This is a genomic window from Paracoccus sp. IB05, from assembly GCF_016405985.1.
Taxonomy (GTDB): domain Bacteria; phylum Pseudomonadota; class Alphaproteobacteria; order Rhodobacterales; family Rhodobacteraceae; genus Pseudogemmobacter.
The window spans coordinates 1-20739 of the sequence record NZ_JAEFCF010000027.1; the positions used below are offsets into that span (position 1 = coordinate 1).

A 20739-nucleotide genomic window follows, 5' to 3' on the forward strand; every position below is an offset into this window, starting at 1 on the left:
CAAAGGGGTCACTTTTGGACGCCGATCAGGGGGCCCGTTTGGATGCCGATTGACAATCGGAACGGCCAATGGTGGTTCTTTGCTCATCGTGCGGCCACATGAAGGATGGTCTGCAATCCCCGTTTGGAAGCCTGAGAGCAGGCGCTGACCGCCCCATTTGGTGTGGGAGCAATCGGCATTGCCGTGGTTACGCTCATCGGATGGCGGCCCCTAGGGGCCTGCCCAAATCGCTGAAGATCTGCAGCGCCCACCCTCGTTGCGAGCTAATGCTGCGCGCTCGCCCGAACGGCAGCTTACGGTAACGCCGCGGCTCAGCATCCCCAAAGGCCAAACGGTCGCTATGGGCCGAGGCCCCGTCGTAGCGTGCGGCGCGTCTGCCGAGACCGTCGAAGCTCTCGGTTGCCGCCACGCCGCATGCCCCCGTTTCAACTCGAACCATCGAACCAAGTCGAAGCAACGCCGCGGCAATGCGCTTGCCAAAGACGGATAGGGACCGCTCCGGCATACATAATGATTAAGGTTGTACAAAATGAATAACTTTGATCAGAATGCATTACAGACTTATTCACGGAGCCGAGATGCAGATCACCGCCGACCAGTGCCGCGCCGCGCGCAGCCTCCTCAACTGGACCCAAGAACAACTTGCAGCGAATGCCGTTGTGTCGCGCGCTACCATCGCGGACTTTGAATCCAGCACCCGCCAACCGATGAAGAACAACCTCCGCTCTATTGCGGACTGCATGTTTGCCGCCGGAGTGGATTTCATCCCCGAGGAAGGTGGCCTCGGCGTGGGCGTCCGGTTCAGCAAACGGAAAGTCACTTACGTGAAGAGTGTCAGGATCGACCGCTTCAACCACACGGCCACGATTCCGATGCGCTTCGCGGGCGAGGACTTCGCCTGTATTATCGATCTCGACGCCGTAGACGACTACCACCGCGCGAACTTCGCGACAGACGAAGAGTTTGCGAAGGCGATCACCGACACCTTCCACCACGTTTACGCAGCTGCGGAACGCTACGCATCTACGCATATTGAGGACGGCAGGTTGCTCGTCACTTACGACATGCTGCGAGAGAACTAATGAGGGCTGGACATGGATTCGATTCAAGAGAACTTGATCAGTTGGAACAACTCGCTCGTGGCGAGCATTCCTGTTGCAGGTCTGCTTTCGCGCAATTCTGTCGCCTACAAATGGAAAGCTCCGTTTCGATGTTGGCTGCTTCGAGAGGCTGCGTTCTGGCGGATTACTGATCTGCTGACTCAATCCTATGCCCTGCATCAGCAAGGGCATTGCCTTGGTGCGCGCATCCTGCTCCGAAGCGCCTTTGAAACTCTGGCCACCCTAATATACTTGAACCACAACATACGGCAGGTGGTTGATGATAAGCTCAACTTCCATCTGTTCAGCCAAGAGACCGTCGCACTCGCTCTCGGTTCCCGTGACGGCAGCACCGCTTACGTTGCAGTCAACGTTCTGAAGATGCTCGACAGGGGCGACAAGCGCTATCCCGGCTTGCGTTCTCTCTATGAGAGCCTGTCGGAGAGTGCCCATCCAAACTATGAGGGCTTGGTGTCGGGTTACTCCAAACCTGATCATGATGAATATGCAACTCACTTTTCAAATCGATGGATGCGTCGCCACGGAGAACAACATCTCAGATCAATCGATCTGTGCATGATGTCGTTCCATGCCGAGTACGACACTGTCTGGACCCTGCTGATGGAAAGGTTGGAGGGCTGGATCGTGGCGAACGATGCACGACTGGAGGCTACCAAGAACGATTTGCATGGATAAATGCATGGGCCATCCTCAAGCCGCTTTTAAAAAGCGGGCAGTCATGCCCGATGGCGACAGGCAGCAAAGTCCCGCAGCGCTACCTAACTCGCCGGGTGTTTGCTGTGGTGCAAAACGAACGTCCGCTTCCGGAAATGCTGCCGCGCGGCAACGAGCGGACCCGAATGGCGGCTTTGGGCCGAACATGACAACGTGGTCGCGCAGCCTAAGGGTGCCATCTTACGGCTGACCGGAGCCAAGCCGTCTCGATCTCTGCCACCTCAGCCCGTTCAAGGTAAGAAACGCTGAAGACCACATGATCATCTTCAGCAAACTGGTCGACTTCCATCCGCGCAAACGCCGCCGAAACAAACGGATGCTTCACAGCTCTGGCAATCTCGATTCGTCCTATTTCGATCAGTGCCTGCAACCCTTGCTCAATGGCCTCAAACGCACGCGGCTCACCGCGCGTACCGGACCTTAGCACGCGCTTTGGTGTGACCATGCCAAGGTCGCACAGCCGCCTCGCATCCTTCATACCGATGCAGCCATGAATCTGAAGATTCATAAGCGCGAGCCCAAGCTGATTGTTTGCATCTTCCGGGAAGGTTGGAGATCTCCGCTACATAGGTGGCCGTCGGGTTCGACAGGCGAATATTCTGGCTCTACGTGCTCATCGCGTCGGATGTGGCCGATTAGCGCGTCGTGATGGGACGTGATCTTAACCTAGGGCAACAAAAAAGCCAGCAGAGCGAGCTCTACCGGCTTCGTACTCGCCCATCGACGCAGATTTCCAGTAAAATGGACAAACCGCTGTCATTAATGGAAGATCTATCTGGCACTTGCCACGTTTTAATTGGTGGAGCCAAGGAGGATCGAACTCCTGACCTCTTGAATGCCATTCAAGCGCTCTCCCAGCTGAGCTATGGCCCCACCTTGAGGTATCGCTGACATCACGCCTGCGATGCGGCGTTATTTAGTCTGGGCTTGGGGGAGGTGCAAGAGGAAAAAGGCGCCTTGCGTCACGAATTGATGGATCGGGTCAGCGGGGGCTTCCGGGGGGTAAGCCGCTGATCTGCAGGCGTCTGCCGGCGTGCCTGTTGCGAGGATCCGACGTCGTCAGCGGATCCTGAAAAACAGTCACGGTCACGCCTGGCGCGAGGGGGAGGAGTGGCTTTCGATGGGGGGTGAGGCAGGCATCGTGCCGCAAGGGCCCGGATCCCGTGCCCGGGCATTTGGTCTTGCCGCGGGACGTGGTGACGGGATCCTTCCGCGATCTGGTTGACAGTCATGCCGGCCTCTCTGAGCCGGAGAGGAGGGGCAGATGACTGCGCGAGGCCGGGACGTTCCGGGGGTTTTCAGGCGTGAGGCGGCTGATCGGTTCGCGGGCGGCGGCCTGCGCTCAGGGGCTGTGGCCCGTGTGCCTGGCCTGCGCGACGGGTTTTTGTCGATGGATATGCGGTTCGGGAAGGAGGCGATGGGGGCTTCTCCTTTCCAGAGGTCATCTTCTGCTGCAAAAACAGGATTTTACAGGGCGAGGGGCCGCTTACAAACAAAAAAAGCCGCTCCCGATCCGGTCGGATCGGGAGCGGCTTTGATACAGGTCGCCGGTATCAGCGGGTGAATTTCTTGTATTTCACCCGTTTCGGAGCCGCCGCATCGACGCCAAGACGACGGATCTTGTCTTGCTCATAGGCGTCGAAATTGCCCTCGAAGAATTCGACATGCGCGTCGCCTTCAAAGGCCAGGATATGGGTGCAGAGCCGGTCGAGGAAGAAACGGTCGTGGCTGATGATCACCGCGCAGCCCGCGAAATCCTCGATCGCCGCTTCCAGCGCCTGGAGCGTTTCCACGTCGAGATCGTTGGTCGGCTCATCGAGCAGAAGCAGGTTGCCGCCCGATTTCAGCAGTTTCGCGAGATGGACGCGGTTGCGCTCACCGCCTGACAAAAGGCCGACCTTCTTCTGCTGATCGGTGCCCTTGAAGTTGAAGGCGCCGACATAGTTGCGGCTTGAGATCTGCGCATCGCCGAGATGGATGATCTCGGCCCCGCCCGAGATTTCCTCCCAGACGTTCTTGTCGGAATCGAGCGCATCGCGCGACTGGTCGACGTAAGACAGTTTCACCGTCTCGCCCAGTTTGACCGTGCCCTCATCGGGCTGCTCCAGGCCGACCAGCATCTTGAAGAGGGTCGATTTGCCAGCGCCGTTCGGGCCGATCACACCGATGATGCCACCGGGCGGCAGCATGAAGCTCAGATCCTCAATCAGGAGCTTGTCGCCCATCGCCTTTTTCAGACCCTCGACCTCGATCACCTTGCCACCAAGGCGCGGGCCGTTCGGGATGACGATCTGGGCCTTGCCCACCCGGTCTTTAAGCGATGCCTCATCGACCAGCTTGTCATAGGCCTGGATACGGGCTTTCGACTTGGTCTGGCGGGCTTTCGCACCCTGCCGGATCCATTCGAGTTCCTTCTCCATGACCTTTTGCTTGGCCTTGTCCTCACGGGCCTCCTGCGCCATGCGCTTGGCCTTGGCTTCCAGCCAGGAGGAGTAATTGCCCTCATGCGGCAGGCCACGGCCGCGTTCCAGCTCGAGAATCCAGGTCGTGATATCGTCGAGGAAGTAACGGTCATGGGTGACCGTCAGGATGGTGCCCTTATACTCGATCAGGTGCTTTTGCAGCCAGGCGATGGTCTCGGCGTCAAGGTGGTTGGTCGGTTCGTCGAGGAGCAGCATGTCGGGCTCTTCGAGCAAGAGCTTGCACAAAGCCACACGGCGGCGCTCGCCGCCCGAAAGGGTCGAGACATCGGCATCATCGGCGGGGCAGCGCAAAGCTTCCATCGCAATGTCGATCTTGCTGTCGAGATCCCAGAGATTCTCGGCGTCGATCTCATCCTGGAGGCGCGCCATCTCATCGGCGGTCTCGTCGGAATAGTTCATCGCCACTTCGTTATAGCGGTCGAGCTTGGCCTGTTTTTCCGCCACGCCCAGCTTGACGTTTTCACGCACATTCAGCGTCTCGTCGAGCTGCGGCTCCTGCGGCAGATAGCCGACTTTCGCGCCCTTGGCGGCCCAGGCCTCGCCCTGGAAATCCTTGTCGAGGCCAGCCATGACCTTCAGAAGCGTCGATTTGCCGGCGCCGTTGACACCGACGACACCGATTTTGACGCCGGGCAGAAAGTTCAGATGGATGTTTTCGAAAACCTTTTTCCCGCCGGGATAGGTCTTCGAGACGCCGTCCATGTGATAGACATATTGATAGCTGGCCATGAGGTCGCTCCGAATGGGATTTCCGTGCAGGAATTGGGCAGGATTGGCCCTCATGTAGCGATCCGGACGCGCGGGGGCAAGGCGCGCGCGCCGCGATGCGCCGACCAGCCCGGCGCCGGAACCGGCATGTGCGGGGGAATTCCCCGGGGTGAGGCGGGGTGACCGCAGCACTTAGCGGCAACCTCGCCGGATTGTGTGGCAAAGACCGGGGGGAGGCCGCAGATGCGCGGTTGCGTCGGGGCAATGGCACCGGCAGGATCGCCAGGGGGTGAGGCTGGACGGTCCGGGTGATGCGGCGCGGCAATGTGGGGAACGACAGGCAGGGGGACGGGCCGGAGGGTGGGCCGCGCAGCGGGCGGGCCTCTCGGTGGCCGCGGGCCTGTCTTGTTGCGGTCATGGGGCTTTTTCTGGCCGGTTGCGGCCCGGCGCGTCAGCCCGCCGAGGTGACACCACAGCCGGAGCGTGGGGCACTCAGCACGACCGTTCCGGGGCCTGCGGCGCTGGTCCACGAGGTCGCGCGGGGCAAGGGCCGGCCAGAGCGGATCACCTATCTCATCCCCGGCGCGCTTTCGACTGCGCATGTCTTCGGTAAGCTGCGCCGGTCTTCGGGGCCGGGCCATCTGGTGATGGAATACCGCTTTCCGGGGCTCGAAGGCCAGCCGCTCGACCCGCCGATGCGCGTGGCAGAGGTCGCGGACGCAATCGCGCGTCATGCGGCGCAGTATCCCGGGGCCCGGATCGAGATCCTCGGTTTTTCCACCGGCGGTGCCATTGCCATCGAGGCGGCCGGCAGGATCGGACCGCAGCGAACCGTCCGCGTTGTGGTCCTGTCGGGGGTCACACCTTTCCCCGGTGCCTACGAATCCGGGGCGCGGGGCATGCTGGCGGTGGGCGCGTCGGCGCTGACGGCGGGCTCGCTGGCACCGCGCGCGGTCTGGGGCGAGTATTACAAGGTGCTGCTTTATGGCTATGGCTGGCGCAAGGATCCGACGATAAGGCGCCTGGCCGAACGACGGGCGGCACGGGACCGCGATCACCTGATCCTGCCCGTGAAGGGCCTCGGGCGGGCACATACCGGCGATCTTCTGCGCTGGACCCTGTCGCCCGCCGCTATCCGGTCGGGGGCCAGTATCCTTTTCCTGCATGGCAGCGTCGATCCGGTGTTTTCCCCGGGCGGGGTGGGGCGGCTCGTGAAACGGCTGGATGCCACCCTCTGCGTTGTCCCCGGCGGCGGTCATCTGATGCTGGTCACCCATCCGCGGATCATCGGGCGGATCGACGCCTTCCTGCGCGGCACCTGGCAGGCGGAGGAATGCCGCTGAACGCCAGCGCCGGGAACCACCGGTGGTTGAATGCGTTAGATCTCTGTCCTGGAACAAATGCGAAAGGAGATCATCATGAAAGGAATTGGCGCCTGGTTGCTGGGTATCCCGATCCCGATCATCATTATCCTCTACCTGTTCGACGTGTTCTGATCCGGGTAAGGCCAGACCCTTACCTGAGATTTCCCTGACCAGAGCTGGCCTGCCGGACATTGCAGGTCAGCCCTCAGGGGAAACGCGGTGCAAGGCGGCGGATCCGCCGCATGATGTCCGCCGCATGATGATCACCGCACTGCCCCGGCAATTCACGAATTCGCCACACATTGTTTGGGGCAGTGCAGGGTTTGGGGCAGTGCAGGAAAGCAGCGGGAGCAGACCATGGCAATCGTGACGAGGATCACTGGCGGAGCAATGGACTTCCTGAGTGGCCTCGCCGCGCAGATCTTCGGCGCAGATCTTCGGCGCCGGTCTTCCGGGCGCGCTGTCGCTCCGGGTCACTGTTGCGCCTGGCATGACGCGTCTGGCGGGCCTCTTCGCGCGGCTGCCGCGTCGCAGTCCCGTACCGCAGTCTCGTAACCGCAGGGGCCTGACCCTGGCTGTCAGCACTGGCTTGCGAGGAGCGTGAAATCACCTCATGTCGACGCCGTGCTCCGGGGGCTGAAAGCCTGCTCCTCTGCTATCACCTGTCCCCCTTGCGCCCGGCGCCCTTGTGCGGGGAGGCTTCGGCTTTAGCCCTGACGTTAAGGATCCATGGCGACATGCGGCGGATCTCGGGGCGCGGCGAGTGAGGCGGCTACCCCCGGGATCCGCTGGCAAACCGCACAAAGCAGAGCTTTCACTTGCCCTTTCCCGCATTTCGGGGCATAGCACAGATGCGACGTTATCTTCATTCGACCTGTCTCCGCCATACGGCCTACAGCCATCGACTAAAAAGCTGACTGCGCCAGTCCGCCACATAACGTGGGCGGAGATACGATCAGGAGAGCTCACGATGGCAAATGGCACCGTGAAATGGTTCAATGAAACCAAGGGCTTCGGCTTCATCGCCCCCGAGGGTGGCAAGAAAGACGTCTTCGTTCACATCACCGCGCTGGAGCGCGCCGGTCTGCGCGGTCTGAAAGACGGCCAGGCTGTGACCTTCGACATCGAAGCAGGCCGTGACGGTCGCGAATCCGCGATCAATATCGCGCTGGCATAAGCCTTCAGGCGCCAGCTGAAACAGAAAGGGCGGCCCCGGGGCCGCCTTTTTTCATTTGCTTGCCTCGCCGGACCGGACCCGGTCTGGAGATCGCCCGGGCCGCCGGGGGCGTCAGGCCGCTGCCCAGCGGATCAGATCGCGCAGCGCATGTTCGCAGCCGATCCGCAGGCTCAGATCCGAAACCGGTGCCCGCAGCAGGATCGGCTCTTCACGGGCGTCAGGGAAAACATGGGTCGGGAAGCCGGCGCTGATCAGCACCACCGGCACCCGCGACTGGACCGCCCTGAGGGTGCGGGTGACCACCTGAGCCACATCATCCGCGCCCAGGCTGTCACAGTCGAACACCAGTATATCGCAGCCGCCCGGATCGTCGATCACGACCGAAAGCGCAGCGTAAAGCTCGGATTCGGTTTCGATACGCCCCCCCAGAGCGCCCAGTCGCCCGGCGAGGGGCGCAGCCTCGGTGCCGGTGCCGGTGACGCAGAGCACCCTGAACGCATGACCGATCCTGACGGCGCCGCCAAAGTCAAAGGAGTGAAAAGCCTGCATAGGGATATTCCGGGGATGTGGGGGTGAGCGGGTGCCGGGAGGAAATTCTCTGTCTCATGTGATCTTGCTGTCAGATTGCGCTTATTTCAGGGGCGGATTCAGGAATTTCCGCGTCAGATCTGCCTTGATGCTGCCATCTTGATTGTGAGGACAGCTCCGTGCAGGCTGCCCGCATCAATGACGGCAGGGAGGTGGAGATGAACCAGCACAGTAATCTGACCCATGAAATCCAGCGCTGTGACCTCGCGGCGGCCTTCCGCTGGACGGTGCGGCTCAATATGCATGAGGCGGTGGCGAACCATTTTTCGCTGGCGGTGAACCCGGGCGGAACCCGGTTTCTGATCAATCCGAACGGGCGGCATTTCTCGCGCATCACCGCCACCTCGCTGGTCGAGATCGACGCGGAAGACCCAGATACGATGCAGCGCCCCGATGCGCCGGACCCGACCGCCTGGGGGCTGCATGGCGCCATTCACCGCGCCTGTCCGCATGCGGTCTGCGTGATGCATGTCCATTCTGTCCATGCGACGGTGCTGGCGGCGCTTGAAGACTCGCATCTGCCCGCCATCGACCAGAATTCCGCGATGTTCCATGGCCGCCAGGTGGTTGATGGCCATTATGGCGGCATGGCGTTCGAGGAGGAAGGCGCGCGCTGTGCCGAACTGCTCGCGGATCCCAAGATCCACACGCTGATCATGGGCAATCACGGTGTGCTGGTGATCGGCCGCTCGGTCGCCGAGGCCTTCAACCGGCTCTATTATTTTGAACGCGCCGCCGAGACCTATATCCGCGCGCTGTCGACCGGGCGGCCCCTGCGGCTGATGTCGGATGCGGTGGCGGAAAAGACCGCCGCTGAATGGGAGGCCTATCCCGGTTTTGCCAAGGCCCATCTGTCCGAGATCCGCGCGATCCTCGACCGCGAGGAACCCGATTACGCCGGCTGAACTGAAACGGCCCGCCTGGTGACAGGCGGGCCGTATCTTTTGGCCGGATCAGTTGCCGGCGCCGGCCTTGCCGATCCCGGTCTGGCGGCGGTGTTCCAGCACGCCTTCCAGCCAGCCCAGCTCCATCTCGGGCACCGAGGACAGAAGCAGGTCGGTGTAATCGTCGAAGGGCGGCGCCAGCACATCGCTTTTCTGCCCGTAGCGCCGCACCTCGCCCTTATACATCACCGCGATCTTGTCAGCGATGGCGCGCACGGTTGCCAGGTCATGGGTGATGAAGAGATAGGCCATCCGCGTCTCGGCCTGCAGTGCGAGCAAGAGCTTCAGGATCCCGTCGGCGACCAGCGGATCCAGCGCCGAAGTGACCTCATCACAGATGATCAGCTTCGGTTTTGCCGCCAGCGCCCGGGCGATGCAGACGCGTTGCTTCTGGCCGCCCGACAGTTCCGCCGGGTAGCGGTCGGCAAAGCCCTTGCCCATCTCGATCTGATCCAGCAGCTCCTGCACCCGCCTGTCGCGCGCGCTGCCTTTCAGGCCGAAATAGAACTCCAGCGGCCTGCCGATGATGGTTCCGACCGTCTGGCGCGGGTTCATCGCGGTATCGGCCATCTGATAGATCATCTGGATCTGGCGCAGATCGTCGCGTGTGCGTCCGGCAAAAGCCGCCGAAAGCTGGCGCCCGTCAAAACTGATCCGGCCCTTTGACGGCGGCAGGAGGCCGGTAATGGCACGTGCAAGCGTTGATTTGCCCGACCCGCTTTCGCCAACCACCGCGAGCGTCTGTCCCGGCGGCAGATCAATCGTGATATTCTTCAGCACATCGAAATTGGTCCCGGCATAACGCGCCGTGACGCAGTCGATTTTCAGAAGCGGCGCGGCCTCGGGATTCTCCTCGTGTTCGATGCTGCGGACGGAGACGAGGGCTTTGGTATAATCCTCGCCGGGGTGGTTGATGATCTGATCGGTGGTGCCGAGTTCGACCTTACGGCCATGACGCAGCACCATGATCTCGTCTGCCACCTGCGCCACCACGGCGAGGTCATGCGTGATGTAAAGGGCGGCGACACCTGTGTCGCGGATCGCCTCTTTGATCGCGGCCAGAACGTCGATCTGCGTGGTCACATCCAGCGCCGTGGTCGGCTCGTCAAACACCACCAGATCAGGCTTCGGGCATAGCGCCATCGCCGTCATCACCCGCTGCAGCTGCCCGCCGGAAACCTGATGCGGATAGCGGTTGCCGATGGTTTCCGGCGAGGGCAGGCCAAGTTTGCGAAACAGAGTGATCGCCCGCGCCTGGGCCTCGGATTTCGACATAAGGCCGTGCGACAGGCAGGTCTCGATCACCTGATCCATCAGCCGTTTCGACGGGTTGAACGAGGCGGCCGCCGATTGCGAGACGTAAGTCACCTCTTTGCCCCTGATCCTGCGCAGAGTCGCAGGGGAGGCCGTACGGATCTCGCGCCCGTTCAGCAGGATCTCGCCCCCGGTCAGCCGCACGCCGCCCCGGCCATAGGACATGGAGGAGAGACCTATGGTCGATTTCCCGGCGCCGGATTCGCCGATCAGCCCCAGAACCTTGCCCTTTTGCAGCGTGACATCGACGCCATGCACCAGGGTCACGTTTTTCGGCGGCTCTCCCGGCGGGTAGGAGGTGGCCTCGATCACGAGACCACGGATTTCAAGCAGCGGCCCGTCATGATGTTTGGGTTTGGCAGGGGTCATCCGCGGCCTCCTTTCAGGCTGGAGGTGCGCGACAGCACCCAGTCGGCCACCAGGTTGACCGAAATCGCGAGCGCTGCGATCGCGAGCGCCGGCACCAGCGCCGCCGAGATCCCGTAGGTCAGACCGTCCTTGTTCTCTTTCACCATGCCGCCCCAGTCGGCCAGCGGCGGCTGCACGCCAAGACCAAGGAAAGAAAGCGTCGAGATGAAGAGAACCGCGAAGATGAACCTGAGGCCGAATTCAGCGACCAGCGGCGACAGCGCATTGGGCAGGATCTCGCGAAAAATCACCCAGGTGCCTTTTTCCCCGCGCAGGCGCGCCGCTTCGACATATTCCATCACCGCAATATCCATCGCAACCGCGCGGGCGAGACGGAAGACGCGGGTTGAATCGAGCACCCCCATCACAAGGATCAGGACCGTAAGGTTCAGCGGCAGGACGGACAGCAGCACCAGCGCGACGATCAGCGAGGGGATCGCCATCATCAGATCGCAGATGCGCGACAGGATCTGGTCGGTCCAGCCGCCCTGGACTGCCGCCATGAAGCCAAAGAACGACCCCATCGAGAACGAGATGACCGAGGCCGCCAGGGCGACAAAAATCGTGATCTGGCCGCCTTTGATCAGCCGCGAAAGGATATCACGGCCAATCGTGTCGGTGCCGAACCAATGCGCCGCTGACGGGCTTTCCCACTGGCCTCCGACGGGGAGATCATAGGCATAGGGCATGATCAGATCGGCGAAGATCGCCGAAAACACGAAGACGCCGGTAAGAATAAGGCCGATTAGGGCTGAGGGCGGTATTCTCATTTCGGATGCCTCAGTCTCGGGTTGGCGATGATCGAGGTTACATCGGCGATGATGTTCAGCCCGATATAGACGGCGGCGAAGATCAGCCCGACGGCCTGCACCACCGGCAGGTCCCGTTTGGTCACATGGTCCACGAGATACTGGCCTAGCGCATTGTAAGAAAACACCACCTCCACGACGACAACGCCCACGACCAGATAGGCGAGGTTGATCGCCACCACCGAGATCACCGGCGCAATCGCGTTCGGGAAGGCATGTTTCCAGATGATCGTCATGGGCGAGAGGCCCTTGAGTTCCGCCGTCTCGATATAGGCCGATTGCATGACATTGAGGATCGCGGCGCGCGTCATCCGCATCATATGCGCCAGCACCACCATCACCAGAACGATGACCGGCAAGGCCACGGCCTGCAGTTTCGCCCAGAAGCTCATCCCCGGAAAGACGATGGCGACCGGCTGGAAGACCGGGAAGACGATTGTGAGCAGGTAAATCACGAAATAGGCGGCAACAAATTCCGGCAGGCTGATCGTGGTCAGCGTCACCGCCGAGATCACCTTGTCGGGCCAGCGGCCGGCATAGCGGGCGGCCACCGCGCCAAGGATCAGCGCCAGCGGCACCGCGATCACCGCGGCACATCCTGCCAGGAACAGCGTATTGCCCAGGCGTTGCCCGATGGCCTGCGCGATATCGACACCATTGGTGAGGGCCTTGCCCAGATCGCCGGTCATCACCCCGCCGAGCCAGTTGAAGTAGCGCGTCAGCGCGGGCTGATCGAGCCCCATCTGCGCGCGCAGGTTCTCCAGCGCCTGGGGGGTCGCGGACTGGCCGAGAATGGCCTGCGCCGTATCACCGGGCAGGGCCTCGACGCCGAGGAAGATCACCGCCGAAACCGCCAAAAGCAGCACGAGGCCCAGCGCGATGCGCTGGACCAGAAGTTTCAGGATTGGATGCACCGATGCGTCCTCAGACCAGCCAGCACTTGGACGGAGCGCGGTAGTTCATCATCTCGGCATTCGGATCGTCCACCCAGCCGCCGATTTCCGCGGACCGGATACCCGCCACGAATTCGTTGAACATCGGCAGGATCAGACCGCCCTCGTCCCGGACAATATGCGCCATTTCCGAGTAATCGGCCTTGCGCTTGGTCTCATCCAGTTCCGCCCGTGCCGCCAGCAGCAGCTCGTCGAATTTGGCGTTCTTGAACCTGGTGTCATTCCATTCCGCAGTGGACAGGTAAGCGGTGGAATACATCTGGTCCTGGACCGGACGGCCCCCCCAATAGCTGGCGCAGAAGGGCTGCACATTCCAGACATTGGTCCAGTAGCCGTCATCGGGCTCGAGCTGGATTTGCAGCGGAATGCCGGCGGCCTGGGCCGAAGCGGCAAAGAGGTTCGCCGCATCAACCGCGCCGGGGAAGGCACCCGGTGCCGTGCGCAAAATGATCGGGCTGCCGTCATGGCCGGATTTATCATAAGCCGCCTTGGCCGCCGCCGCGTCATATTCGCGTTGCGGAATGCTGTCGTCGAACAGCGGATAGGCCGCATTGATCGGGAAGTCATTGCCCACAGAGCCAAGCCCGCCCAGCACCTTCTCGACCATCTCCTCGCGCTTGACCGCAAGCTTCAGCGCCATGCGCAGATCGTTATTGTCGAATGGCGCCTTGTCGACATGCATGATGAAGACATAGTGGCCGCGACCGACCGCACGCCGCACCTCGACGCCCGGCGCACCCGCCAGCAGCTGCGCGATCTTCGGGTCGATCCGGTTTATGATATGAACCTGACCCGATTGCAGCGCGGCGGTGCGGGCGGTGTTGTCGTTGATCGAAAGAATCTCGACCGTATCCGCGTGACCCGTATTCGGATCCCAGTGGTTCGGGTTCTTTTGCAATACGTAGCGGACACCCGGCTCGAAGGTCTCAAGGATATAGGGGCCGGCACCGATACCGGCATTGGGATTGTCGTAGCCACCACCGGGCTGGATGATCAGGTGGTAATCGGTCAGCAGGTAAGGAAGGTCAGCCGAAGGCGCATCAAGCGTCAGCGTCAGCTTGTCGCCTTCCGCCTTCATATCAGTAATGCCCTTAACGATCCCGAGCGCGCCCGATTGTGCCTGTTCATCGGTATGGCGTTTGAAGGTCGCAAGCACGTCTTCGGCAGTGACCGGCGCTCCGTTCGAGAAGGTCACCCCCTGGCGGATCTTGAAGGTCCAGACCTTCGAATCCGGGCTCGACGAGACCTCTTCGCCAATCCGGAAATCAATGGTTCCGTCCGGCTTCATATCAACGAGCTGCTCGCCCCATTGCGCATTGCCGACCTGCGGCACGACCGAAGCCGCCAGCGCCGGATCGAGCGTATTGGTGCTTTCGCCGCCTGCCAGGCCCACACGGATGGTGCCGCCCTTTTTCGCCTCGGCATGGGCCGCTTTGGTGAACAGCGCCGAGGCCAGCGCGGCAGAGACGCCCATCGCGGTGGTCCGGCCGATGAATTCGCGGCGGTTCATTTTGCCGGCGCGGGCACGGGCGACCATCCAGTCGAGTTTCTCGGACATTCATTTTCTCCCTGTCGGTTTTCTGTTGGTTTTTCTCCGGACCGCCTTTTGGCATCACCGGATTCTGTTTTTGATTATTGAGTCAATAAAAGCGTGAAGCGCGGCATCGGGCAAATGTTTTCGTTGCGGACAAACCCTGCGGTTGTCCGTCGAGACCAGACAGAGGCAGATGCCCCGGAATATATCAGTCTCTGGTTGTCCATGCTGGCCGCACCGGTTCCGGCACAACCGCGATGGTGTGAAAGATGAGGCGGGGCAAAGTTGCCCCCGGGCCTGGCCCGTCTGTCTTCAACCATATCGCGGCAAACATAAACGCGCGCCGTCCAGTAATGCAACCCATTGGCAGAAAAGACCTTCCTGGCGGCGCTTTCGTCAGCACAGCAAGGGCCGGGCCGATCCGGTCGCGGTTGGCATGGCACCTTTGCGGGCGATCTTGCCCGTTTTGCCTCGGTGATGCTGCCTTGCCCGGAATGCGTCATGGCTGCCTTTCAGAAGGGAGCGCGTAAGCCCGAGTAAATCCACGATCCTTCCGAAAAGTAGCCTGAAAGCGGCAGGTCTTTGTCTGAGAACGCCCTCGCGCCCGGAGGGAGCCGGAAATGATCTTGCGCCGCGCCGGAACACGCGCCACCAAATTGCGAAATCAATACCGTCTGCAGGGGAATGAAGATGAATGCGCGTCCGAATATTCTGATCCTGATGGTCGATCAGCTGAACGGAACGCTGTTTCCCGATGGCCCGGCCGCCTTCCTGCATGCGCGCAATCTCAGGAAGCTCGCGGCGCGCTCGATGAGATTCGCGAACAGCTATACCGGCAGCCCGCTTTGCGCGCCGGGGCGGGCCTCGTTCATGTCGGGCCAGCTGCCGCGCCGTACCCGCGTCTATGACAATGCCGCCGAATTCACCTCGGACATCCCGACCTATGCGCATCATCTGCGCCGCGCCGGCTATCAGACCGCGCTCTCGGGCAAGATGCATTTCGTCGGCCCCGATCAGTTGCACGGGTTCGAAGAGCGGCTCACGACCGATATCTACCCCGCCGATTTCGGCTGGACGCCTGACTATCGCAAACCCGGCGAGCGGATCGACTGGTGGTATCACAACCTGGGCTCGGTCACCGGCGCGGGCGTAGCCGAGATCACCAATCAGCTGGAATATGACGATGATGTCGCCTTTCAGGCGGTGCAGAAGCTTTACGACCTCTCGCGCGGCGGGGATGCGCGGCCCTGGGCGCTGACCGTCTCTTTCACCCATCCGCATGACCCCTATGTCGCGCGCCGCAAATACTGGGATCTCTATGAAGGCGCCCCGGAATGCGCGCCGCCCGGGACCATCCCCTTTGACCGGATGGATCCGCATTCAAAGCGTCTGATGGAGGCCTGCGATTTCCGCGCCTTTGACATCACGCCTGACCACATTCGCCGCGCCCGTCAGGGCTATTTCGCCAATATCTCCTATATCGACGACAAGATCGGCGAGATCCTCGATGTGCTCGACGCCACACGCCAGGAGGCGGTGGTGCTTTTCGTCTCGGATCACGGCGATATGCTGGGCGACCGGGGCCTGTGGTTCAAAATGAACTTCTTCGAGGGCGCGGCGCGGGTGCCGCTGATGATCGCGGCGCCGGGGCTGACACCCGGCCTTGTGGAAACGCCGGTCTCGACCATTGACGTGACGCCGACGCTTTGCGCGCTGGCGGGGATCGATATGTCAGAGGTGATGCCCTGGACGGCAGGAGTCGATCTTTTGCCGGTCGCCGCAGGGGCAGCGCGCGGCCCTGTTGCGATGGAATACGCGGCCGAGGGCTCGATCTCGCCACTGGTCTGCCTGCGTGAGGGGGCCTGGAAATACATCCGCTGCGCCGCAGATCCCGATCAGCTTTATGATCTCGCCCATGATCCGCAGGAACGCCGCAACCTCGCCGAAGACGCGCGGGCCGGCGAAATCCTCGCCTGGTTCCGGGCCGAGGCTGACCGGCGCTGGGATCTGGCCGCCTATGATGCGGAGGTGCGGGAAAGCCAGGCCCGGCGCTGGGTGGTTTATGAGGCATTGAGGAACGGGGCCTGGTTCCCCTGGGACCACCAGCCGCTCCGCGCCGCGTCCGAGCGCTACATGCGCAACCACATGGATCTCAACGTGCTGGAGGATTCCAAACGCTTCCCGCGCGGCGAATGATCCCTCGTCCGGCAGCCGTGTTTTCAGCAAATGTTCACAATGCTGTTATCAGGTGGTCCCGTTCCGGCGGCTGTGCGATCTGCGCCGGATAAGGTAAACACAGGCGGCATAACCGGGGGAATCGGTCCGTGATTTCAAGACGTGGATTGCTTGCGGCGATGCTCGCCAGCGCGGCGCTGCCAGCTTGCGGCGAGGTGATGACCTCTTCGCCGCGTCCGAAGCTCAGAGGCGATGGCCGCGGCGACGGCAAAGCGGCACCGGGGCAGAAAGCCGCTGTGACCACCGATGCCGAGGCGCTTGTCCAGGCGGCGAAACTGACGGGCACGGTTGGTTTCGTGCTGATGGATGCGAAGACCGGCGCGGTGCTCGAGGGGCGCGAAGCGGGGACAGCCCTGCCGCCGGCCTCGGTGACCAAGGCGGTCACCGCGCTTTATGCGCTGGAAAGCCTCGGGTCAGGGCGGCGCTTTGCGACCCGGCTTCTGGCCACCGGCCCGGTCCAGGGCGGCGTGATCCAGGGGGATCTGGTGCTGGCGGGCGGCGGCGATGCCACGCTGCAGACCGACCAGCTGGGCGATCTGGCGGCCCGGCTGGCCAAACGCGGCGTCAGGGGCGTCTCGGGGCGGCTGCTTTATTGGGAGGGCGCACTGCCCTATGCGGCGCGCATCGCCGCTGATCAGCCGGATCAGGTCGGCTATAACCCGGCGCTGTCCGGGCTGAACCTGAATTTCAACCGCGTGCATTTTGAATGGAAAAAGGCCGGCGCCGACTGGTCGGTCGCGATGGATGCACGGGGCGAACGGTTTATCCCCCAGGTCTCGATGGTCGGGATGAAGGTCGCCAGCCGCGAGACCCCGCTTTACACTTATAAGGGCGGCGCCTCGCGCGAGGACTGGACGGTCGCCTCCGGCGCGCTTGGCAAAGGTGGCTCGCGCTGGTTGCCGGTGCGGCTGACCGGGCTTTACACCGCCGAGGTCTTCCGCACCCTGGCGAAAGCCCAGGGCGTCACCCTGCCCGAGGCCCAGGCGGTCCAGGCCCTGCCGCGCGGCGACGAACTCGCACGGGTGGAGAGCGAGGCGCTGCCCGAAGTGCTGCGCGGCATGCTGCGCTGGTCCACGAATATCACCGCCGAATGTTCGGGGCTTTCAGCCTCGGGCGTCGGGAGCATCGCCGCCTCGGGCCAGGCCATGACCGCCTGGGTGCGGCAGAGCTTTGGCGTCGGCGCGAGCTTTGCCGACCATTCGGGCCTCGGTGGCGCTTCACGGATCTCGGCGCAGGATATGGCGCAGATCCTGCTCCACGCAGCCCGTGACGGGCGCGGGCTGAAGCCGATCCTCCGCGATGTCGGCATGAAAGACGCGCAGGGCAAGGTGATCAAAGGCCATCCGGTCAAGGTCATGGCGAAATCCGGCACGCTGAATTTCGTCTCGGCTTTGGCGGGCTATATTACGCCGCCTGGCGGGCGCGAGATGATCTTCGCGATCTTCACCGGGGACCCTGCGCGCCGCGATGCGGTGCCGGTCGCCGCGCGCGAGAACCCGCCCGGGGCCGAAGCCTGGATCAGCCGTTCGCGCAGGCTCCAGGGCCAGCTGATCAGCCGCTGGGCCTCGCTCTACGCCTGAAATCAAGGGCGCGGGAGGAAGCCCCGCGCCCGGTTTTGCCTGTCGGCCCTCACCTGTTTCGTGAGGCCCACCTGTGTCGCGAGGCGACCCCCTATTTCGCGAGGCTCTGTGCCAGCCGCATCAGGGTCACTGCTTCGATCCGGTAGCCGAAGTCATCCTCACCCCGCGCGGCCAGCGCGAGCTTGATCGCATCGCCGTAACCCCAGTCACCGGTATAGGCCGAACCCTGCAAAACCTGGCCAAACCCGGCAATCGCCGCCGCGAAACGGGTCTCATCCGAGGCCGCTTCCATCCCGGTGATCGGGGTTTCCTTCAGCTGCGAGATGCTTTCCCCCGGCTCTTTCCAGCGCAGCCGCAGAAAGCCCATCTCATCACTGCTGCCCCCGGGCGCCGCCCCGGAGGAGCCATAGCGCAGCGGGTCGTTTTTCAGGCCCGCCGAACCCGGCGCCGTCACCTCATAGATCGCCGTGACCTGAAGACCCGCCCCGATCTCGCCGGCATCAACCTTGTCATTGTTGAAGTCTTCCCGCGCCAGCGCCCGGGTCTCATAACCGATCAGCCGGTATTCCGCGACCTGGGCCGGGTTCCATTCGACTTGCACTTTTACATCATCTGCAATCGGGAAAAGCGCCCCTGTCAGCTGGTCAACCAGCACTTTTCGCGCTTCTGACAGGCTGTCGATATAAGATGCCGTGCCATTGCCGTTCTGCGCCAGCGCCTGCATCACCGCATCATCCAGATTGCCACGCCCAAAGCCCAGCACCGAAAGATAGGTGCCGCCGGCACGCTTTTTCGCGACATAGGCCTCGAGTCCGTCAGGGTCCGAGACCCCCACGTTGAAATCGCCATCGGTGGCCAGCAGGATGCGGCTGACCTCACCTTCGCCCGCCATCTTCGCGGCCAGCTGATAGGCGAGTTCCAGCCCCTCAGCCCCGGCGGTCGAGCCGCCCGCCGACAGGCTGTCCAGCGCGCTCAGGATCTTATCACGCTCGCCCGCCGGGGTTGGCTCCAGCACGGTGCCGGCGGATCCCGCATAGGCGACGATGGCGACCTGATCCTCGGGCCGCAACTCGGGCAGCATCAGCGCGAGCGACTGTTTCAGCAGCGGCAGCTTGTTCATGTCCTGCATCGATCCTGACGTGTCGACAAGGAAGACGAGGTTCAGGGCCGGGCGGGCGGCGATCTCGGGCAGCGCGCCCTGAAGACCGATGGTCACCAGCCGCGTGTCGGGGTTCCAGGGCGTCGGCATCACCGCGACTGTGGTGGCGAAAGCCTCGCCCCCTTCGGGCGCGGCGTAAGCATAGGGGAAATAATTCACCATTTCCTCGACCCGCACCTGTTCCGGCGCGGGCAGCATGCCTGCGTTCAGCGTCGAGCGGATCACCGACCAGGAGGCCGTGTCGATATCGGTCGAAAAGGTCGAAACCGGTTCCTCCACGGTGACCTTGACCGGATTGGCCGCCGCATTGGCATAGTCCTCGGTCGCGGGGGCAGGGGCAGGCAGATAGGCCATGTCCCCTGCGGGCAAGATGCCGTTCGAGACGCGCAGGCGTGCCTCATTCATCGGCTGCGAGGGAGCCTCCATCAGCATCTCACCTGCGGCGGAGGTCGCAACCGCATATTCAGCCCTGTCGTCAGGAACGGCTTCTGCCGCAGCCCGCGGTTCTGATTCCCGTTCCAGATTTTCTGGCTGGGGGGCTGGTTTTGGGGAACTGTCCCCGGCAGGCACCTCATCGGCGGCAATCTTGGCTGCGGCCTGCGGTGCGGGTTCTGGTGCCGTGACGACCGGCTCCTCCCCGGCTATTTCGGTCAGGGAGGATGCGGTAAGCGCCGGTTCGGGGGCAGGCGCATTTTGGGCGGGCATATCGCCGCCCGGGCTTACGGCCCCGGTGACGCCCGTCGTGCCGCCGCCGATCCCGGGAATATTGCCCAGAGGCAGGAAAATCGCCACGCCGACCACCAGGGCCGCCGCCGAAGTCGTTGCCAGCAGCGCCGGCTTTGAGCTGAGAAATTTCATCATCTGTCGCACTCCGCCAAAGAAGCCCGCCTGCCGGGGCGCATCGGCCCCCGGGCGGTCTTCCTTGTGACGCGACGCCTCCGCCGATCCCTGGAGGCGGTCGAAATTTTCCATCGCCAGCGCCAAAGCACGGCTGCGGGCTTCGGGGTCCGAAGCCGGCGCGCGTTTCAGCGCGGCACGCAGATCATTCAGCTCATCGGTCATGTTCCGACCTCTCTTGCCGCGATCACCCGCAGGCGTTTTTTGACCTCTGACATCCGCCAGCTGATGGTGCCCTCGGTCACGCCAAGAACCTCTCCGGCCTGGGCCTGGGTCATTTCCTCGCCCAGGACCAGCGCCACCGTGTCCCTGAGTTCAGCAGACAGCTGCGCCATGGCCTGATGCAGCCAGATTTCGGCCTCGCGCCCGGTTTCGATCTCGTCCTGGCGCGCGAGCTCCCAGTCGCCCCAGCCCAGGGCGGCCTTTGAGCGTGTCGCCTGGCGGCGGCGCTGGTCATGGGCGGCATTGACCACCACGCGGTAAAGCCAGGTGGTGAACCGCGCCTCAGCGCGCCAGTTCCTGAGTTTCACCGGCAGCGCGGCGCAGATGTCCTGCGCCAGGTCCTCGGCGTCAGAGCGGTTGCCGCTCAGCCGCCAGGCCAGGCCGAAAATGCGGTCGTAATGCCGTGCAACCAGGGTCGCAAAGGCGGCGCGGTCGCCTTCGGCCGCAGCGCTGGCAAGGGTTTCATCGGGCGTATCCATCAGCATGGTGCTAATCAGACGCGGCCCGGCTGGCAATCCCTGGAGGCGCG

16 protein-coding genes and 1 tRNA gene are annotated in these 20739 nt (G+C 62.8%); 7 read left to right on the forward strand and 10 right to left on the reverse strand.

Annotation, left to right across the window (positions count from 1 at the left end):
• Window positions 1–578: 578 nt before the first annotated feature.
• Both JC607_RS16670 and JC607_RS16675 read left to right on the forward strand, forming a co-directional pair.
• Window positions 579–1082 carry a helix-turn-helix transcriptional regulator gene (locus JC607_RS16670; protein WP_198838027.1) on the forward strand — a complete coding sequence of 168 codons (504 nt, stop codon included), beginning with the start codon at window positions 579–581 and terminating at the stop codon, window positions 1080–1082.
• A 12-nt stretch (window positions 1083–1094) separates the two neighbouring features.
• Window positions 1095–1796 (forward strand): hypothetical protein, encoded by a 702-nt coding sequence (locus tag JC607_RS16675; RefSeq protein WP_198838028.1) that lies wholly within the window; start codon window positions 1095–1097, stop codon window positions 1794–1796.
• 205 nt (window positions 1797–2001) lie between these two features.
• Here the strand turns inward: JC607_RS16675 and JC607_RS16680 are convergent, their stop codons facing one another.
• The 3 genes from JC607_RS16680 to ettA form a co-directional block, all read right to left on the reverse strand.
• Entirely contained in the window at window positions 2002–2343 is a 342-nt protein-coding gene (locus JC607_RS16680) for a hypothetical protein (RefSeq protein WP_198838029.1), read from the reverse strand.
• Window positions 2344–2632: 289 nt separating this feature from the next.
• Window positions 2633–2708: transfer RNA gene (locus JC607_RS16685), tRNA-Ala, on the reverse strand.
• A 680-nt stretch (window positions 2709–3388) separates the two neighbouring features.
• The gene (gene ettA / locus JC607_RS16690) at window positions 3389–5047 is read right to left on the reverse strand and encodes an energy-dependent translational throttle protein EttA (RefSeq protein ID WP_198838030.1); all 1659 of its coding nucleotides are present in this window, start codon (window positions 5045–5047) and stop codon (window positions 3389–3391) included.
• 395 nt (window positions 5048–5442) lie between these two features.
• Here ettA and JC607_RS16695 point away from each other — a divergent pair, with 395 nt between their 5' ends.
• Window positions 5443–6369, forward strand: a complete 927-nt coding sequence (locus JC607_RS16695) for an alpha/beta fold hydrolase (RefSeq protein WP_198838031.1) — start codon at window positions 5443–5445, stop codon at window positions 6367–6369.
• 991 nt (window positions 6370–7360) lie between these two features.
• Window positions 7361–7567: a cold-shock protein gene (locus JC607_RS16700; RefSeq protein ID WP_092899358.1), complete on the forward strand. Its 207-nt coding sequence runs from the start codon at window positions 7361–7363 to the stop codon at window positions 7565–7567.
• A gap of 111 nt (window positions 7568–7678) precedes the next feature.
• Here JC607_RS16700 and JC607_RS16705 read toward each other — a convergent pair whose 3' ends face one another.
• Entirely contained in the window at window positions 7679–8116 is a 438-nt protein-coding gene (locus JC607_RS16705; RefSeq protein WP_198838032.1) for a hypothetical protein, read from the reverse strand.
• A 197-nt stretch (window positions 8117–8313) separates the two neighbouring features.
• On the opposite strand from JC607_RS16705, the gene JC607_RS16710 reads away from it, so the two are divergent.
• Entirely contained in the window at window positions 8314–9060 is a 747-nt protein-coding gene (locus JC607_RS16710; protein WP_198838033.1) for a class II aldolase and adducin N-terminal domain-containing protein, read from the forward strand.
• 48 nt (window positions 9061–9108) lie between these two features.
• Here JC607_RS16710 and JC607_RS16715 read toward each other — a convergent pair whose 3' ends face one another.
• The 4 genes from JC607_RS16715 to JC607_RS16730 are packed head-to-tail and all read right to left on the reverse strand — an operon-like array spanning window position 9109 to window position 14141.
• On the reverse strand, window positions 9109–10782 hold the full coding sequence (locus JC607_RS16715) for an ABC transporter ATP-binding protein (protein WP_198838034.1): 1674 nt from the start codon (window positions 10780–10782) through the stop codon (window positions 9109–9111).
• Window positions 10779–11591, reverse strand: a complete 813-nt coding sequence (locus tag JC607_RS16720) for an ABC transporter permease (RefSeq protein WP_198838035.1) — start codon at window positions 11589–11591, stop codon at window positions 10779–10781. The genes JC607_RS16715 and JC607_RS16720 overlap by 4 nt, the downstream gene beginning before the upstream one ends.
• Entirely contained in the window at window positions 11588–12544 is a 957-nt protein-coding gene (locus tag JC607_RS16725) for an ABC transporter permease (protein ID WP_198838036.1), read from the reverse strand. The genes JC607_RS16720 and JC607_RS16725 overlap by 4 nt, the downstream gene beginning before the upstream one ends.
• Before the next feature lie 10 nt (window positions 12545–12554).
• The gene (locus JC607_RS16730) at window positions 12555–14141 is read right to left on the reverse strand and encodes an ABC transporter substrate-binding protein (RefSeq protein WP_198838037.1); all 1587 of its coding nucleotides are present in this window, start codon (window positions 14139–14141) and stop codon (window positions 12555–12557) included.
• A gap of 666 nt (window positions 14142–14807) precedes the next feature.
• Here JC607_RS16730 and betC point away from each other — a divergent pair.
• Both betC and dacB read left to right on the forward strand, forming a co-directional pair.
• Complete coding sequence (gene betC, locus JC607_RS16735) at window positions 14808–16313, forward strand: choline-sulfatase (protein WP_198838038.1); 1506 nt, start codon at window positions 14808–14810, stop codon at window positions 16311–16313.
• Window positions 16314–16441: 128 nt separating this feature from the next.
• Window positions 16442–17932, forward strand: a complete 1491-nt coding sequence (dacB, locus tag JC607_RS16740; protein WP_370584846.1) for a D-alanyl-D-alanine carboxypeptidase/D-alanyl-D-alanine-endopeptidase — start codon at window positions 16442–16444, stop codon at window positions 17930–17932.
• A gap of 91 nt (window positions 17933–18023) precedes the next feature.
• Here the strand turns inward: dacB and JC607_RS16745 are convergent, their stop codons facing one another.
• Together JC607_RS16745 and JC607_RS16750 are read right to left on the reverse strand one after the other, a co-directional pair.
• Entirely contained in the window at window positions 18024–20153 is a 2130-nt protein-coding gene (locus tag JC607_RS16745) for a VWA domain-containing protein (RefSeq protein WP_198838039.1), read from the reverse strand.
• Window positions 20150–20689 carry an RNA polymerase sigma factor gene (locus JC607_RS16750; RefSeq protein WP_198838086.1) on the reverse strand — a complete coding sequence of 180 codons (540 nt, stop codon included), beginning with the start codon at window positions 20687–20689 and terminating at the stop codon, window positions 20150–20152. Before JC607_RS16750 ends, JC607_RS16745 begins: the two co-directional genes overlap by 4 nt.
• Window positions 20690–20739 lie beyond the last annotated feature (50 nt).

Bases quoted from the DNA above. Each gene is read 5' to 3' on its own strand.
- JC607_RS16745 (WP_198838039.1), bottom strand. From the start codon at position 20,153: ATGACCGATGAGCTGAATGATCTGCGTGCCGCGCTGAAACGCGCGCCG.
- JC607_RS16720 (WP_198838035.1), bottom strand. From the start codon at position 11,591: ATGAGAATACCGCCCTCAGCCCTAATCGGCCTTATTCTTACCGGCGTC.
- JC607_RS16700 (WP_092899358.1), top strand. From the start codon at position 7,361: ATGGCAAATGGCACCGTGAAATGGTTCAATGAAACCAAGGGCTTCGGC.
- JC607_RS16670 (WP_198838027.1), top strand. From the start codon at position 579: ATGCAGATCACCGCCGACCAGTGCCGCGCCGCGCGCAGCCTCCTCAAC.
- JC607_RS16710 (WP_198838033.1), top strand. From the start codon at position 8,314: ATGAACCAGCACAGTAATCTGACCCATGAAATCCAGCGCTGTGACCTC.
- JC607_RS16750 (WP_198838086.1), bottom strand. From the start codon at position 20,689: ATGGATACGCCCGATGAAACCCTTGCCAGCGCTGCGGCCGAAGGCGAC.
- JC607_RS16715 (WP_198838034.1), bottom strand. From the start codon at position 10,782: ATGACCCCTGCCAAACCCAAACATCATGACGGGCCGCTGCTTGAAATC.
- JC607_RS16705 (WP_198838032.1), bottom strand. From the start codon at position 8,116: ATGCAGGCTTTTCACTCCTTTGACTTTGGCGGCGCCGTCAGGATCGGT.
- JC607_RS16680 (WP_198838029.1), bottom strand. From the start codon at position 2,343: ATGAATCTTCAGATTCATGGCTGCATCGGTATGAAGGATGCGAGGCGG.
- JC607_RS16695 (WP_198838031.1), top strand. From the start codon at position 5,443: ATGGGGCTTTTTCTGGCCGGTTGCGGCCCGGCGCGTCAGCCCGCCGAG.
- betC (WP_198838038.1), top strand. From the start codon at position 14,808: ATGAATGCGCGTCCGAATATTCTGATCCTGATGGTCGATCAGCTGAAC.
- JC607_RS16730 (WP_198838037.1), bottom strand. From the start codon at position 14,141: ATGTCCGAGAAACTCGACTGGATGGTCGCCCGTGCCCGCGCCGGCAAA.
- ettA (WP_198838030.1), bottom strand. From the start codon at position 5,047: ATGGCCAGCTATCAATATGTCTATCACATGGACGGCGTCTCGAAGACC.
- JC607_RS16675 (WP_198838028.1), top strand. From the start codon at position 1,095: ATGGATTCGATTCAAGAGAACTTGATCAGTTGGAACAACTCGCTCGTG.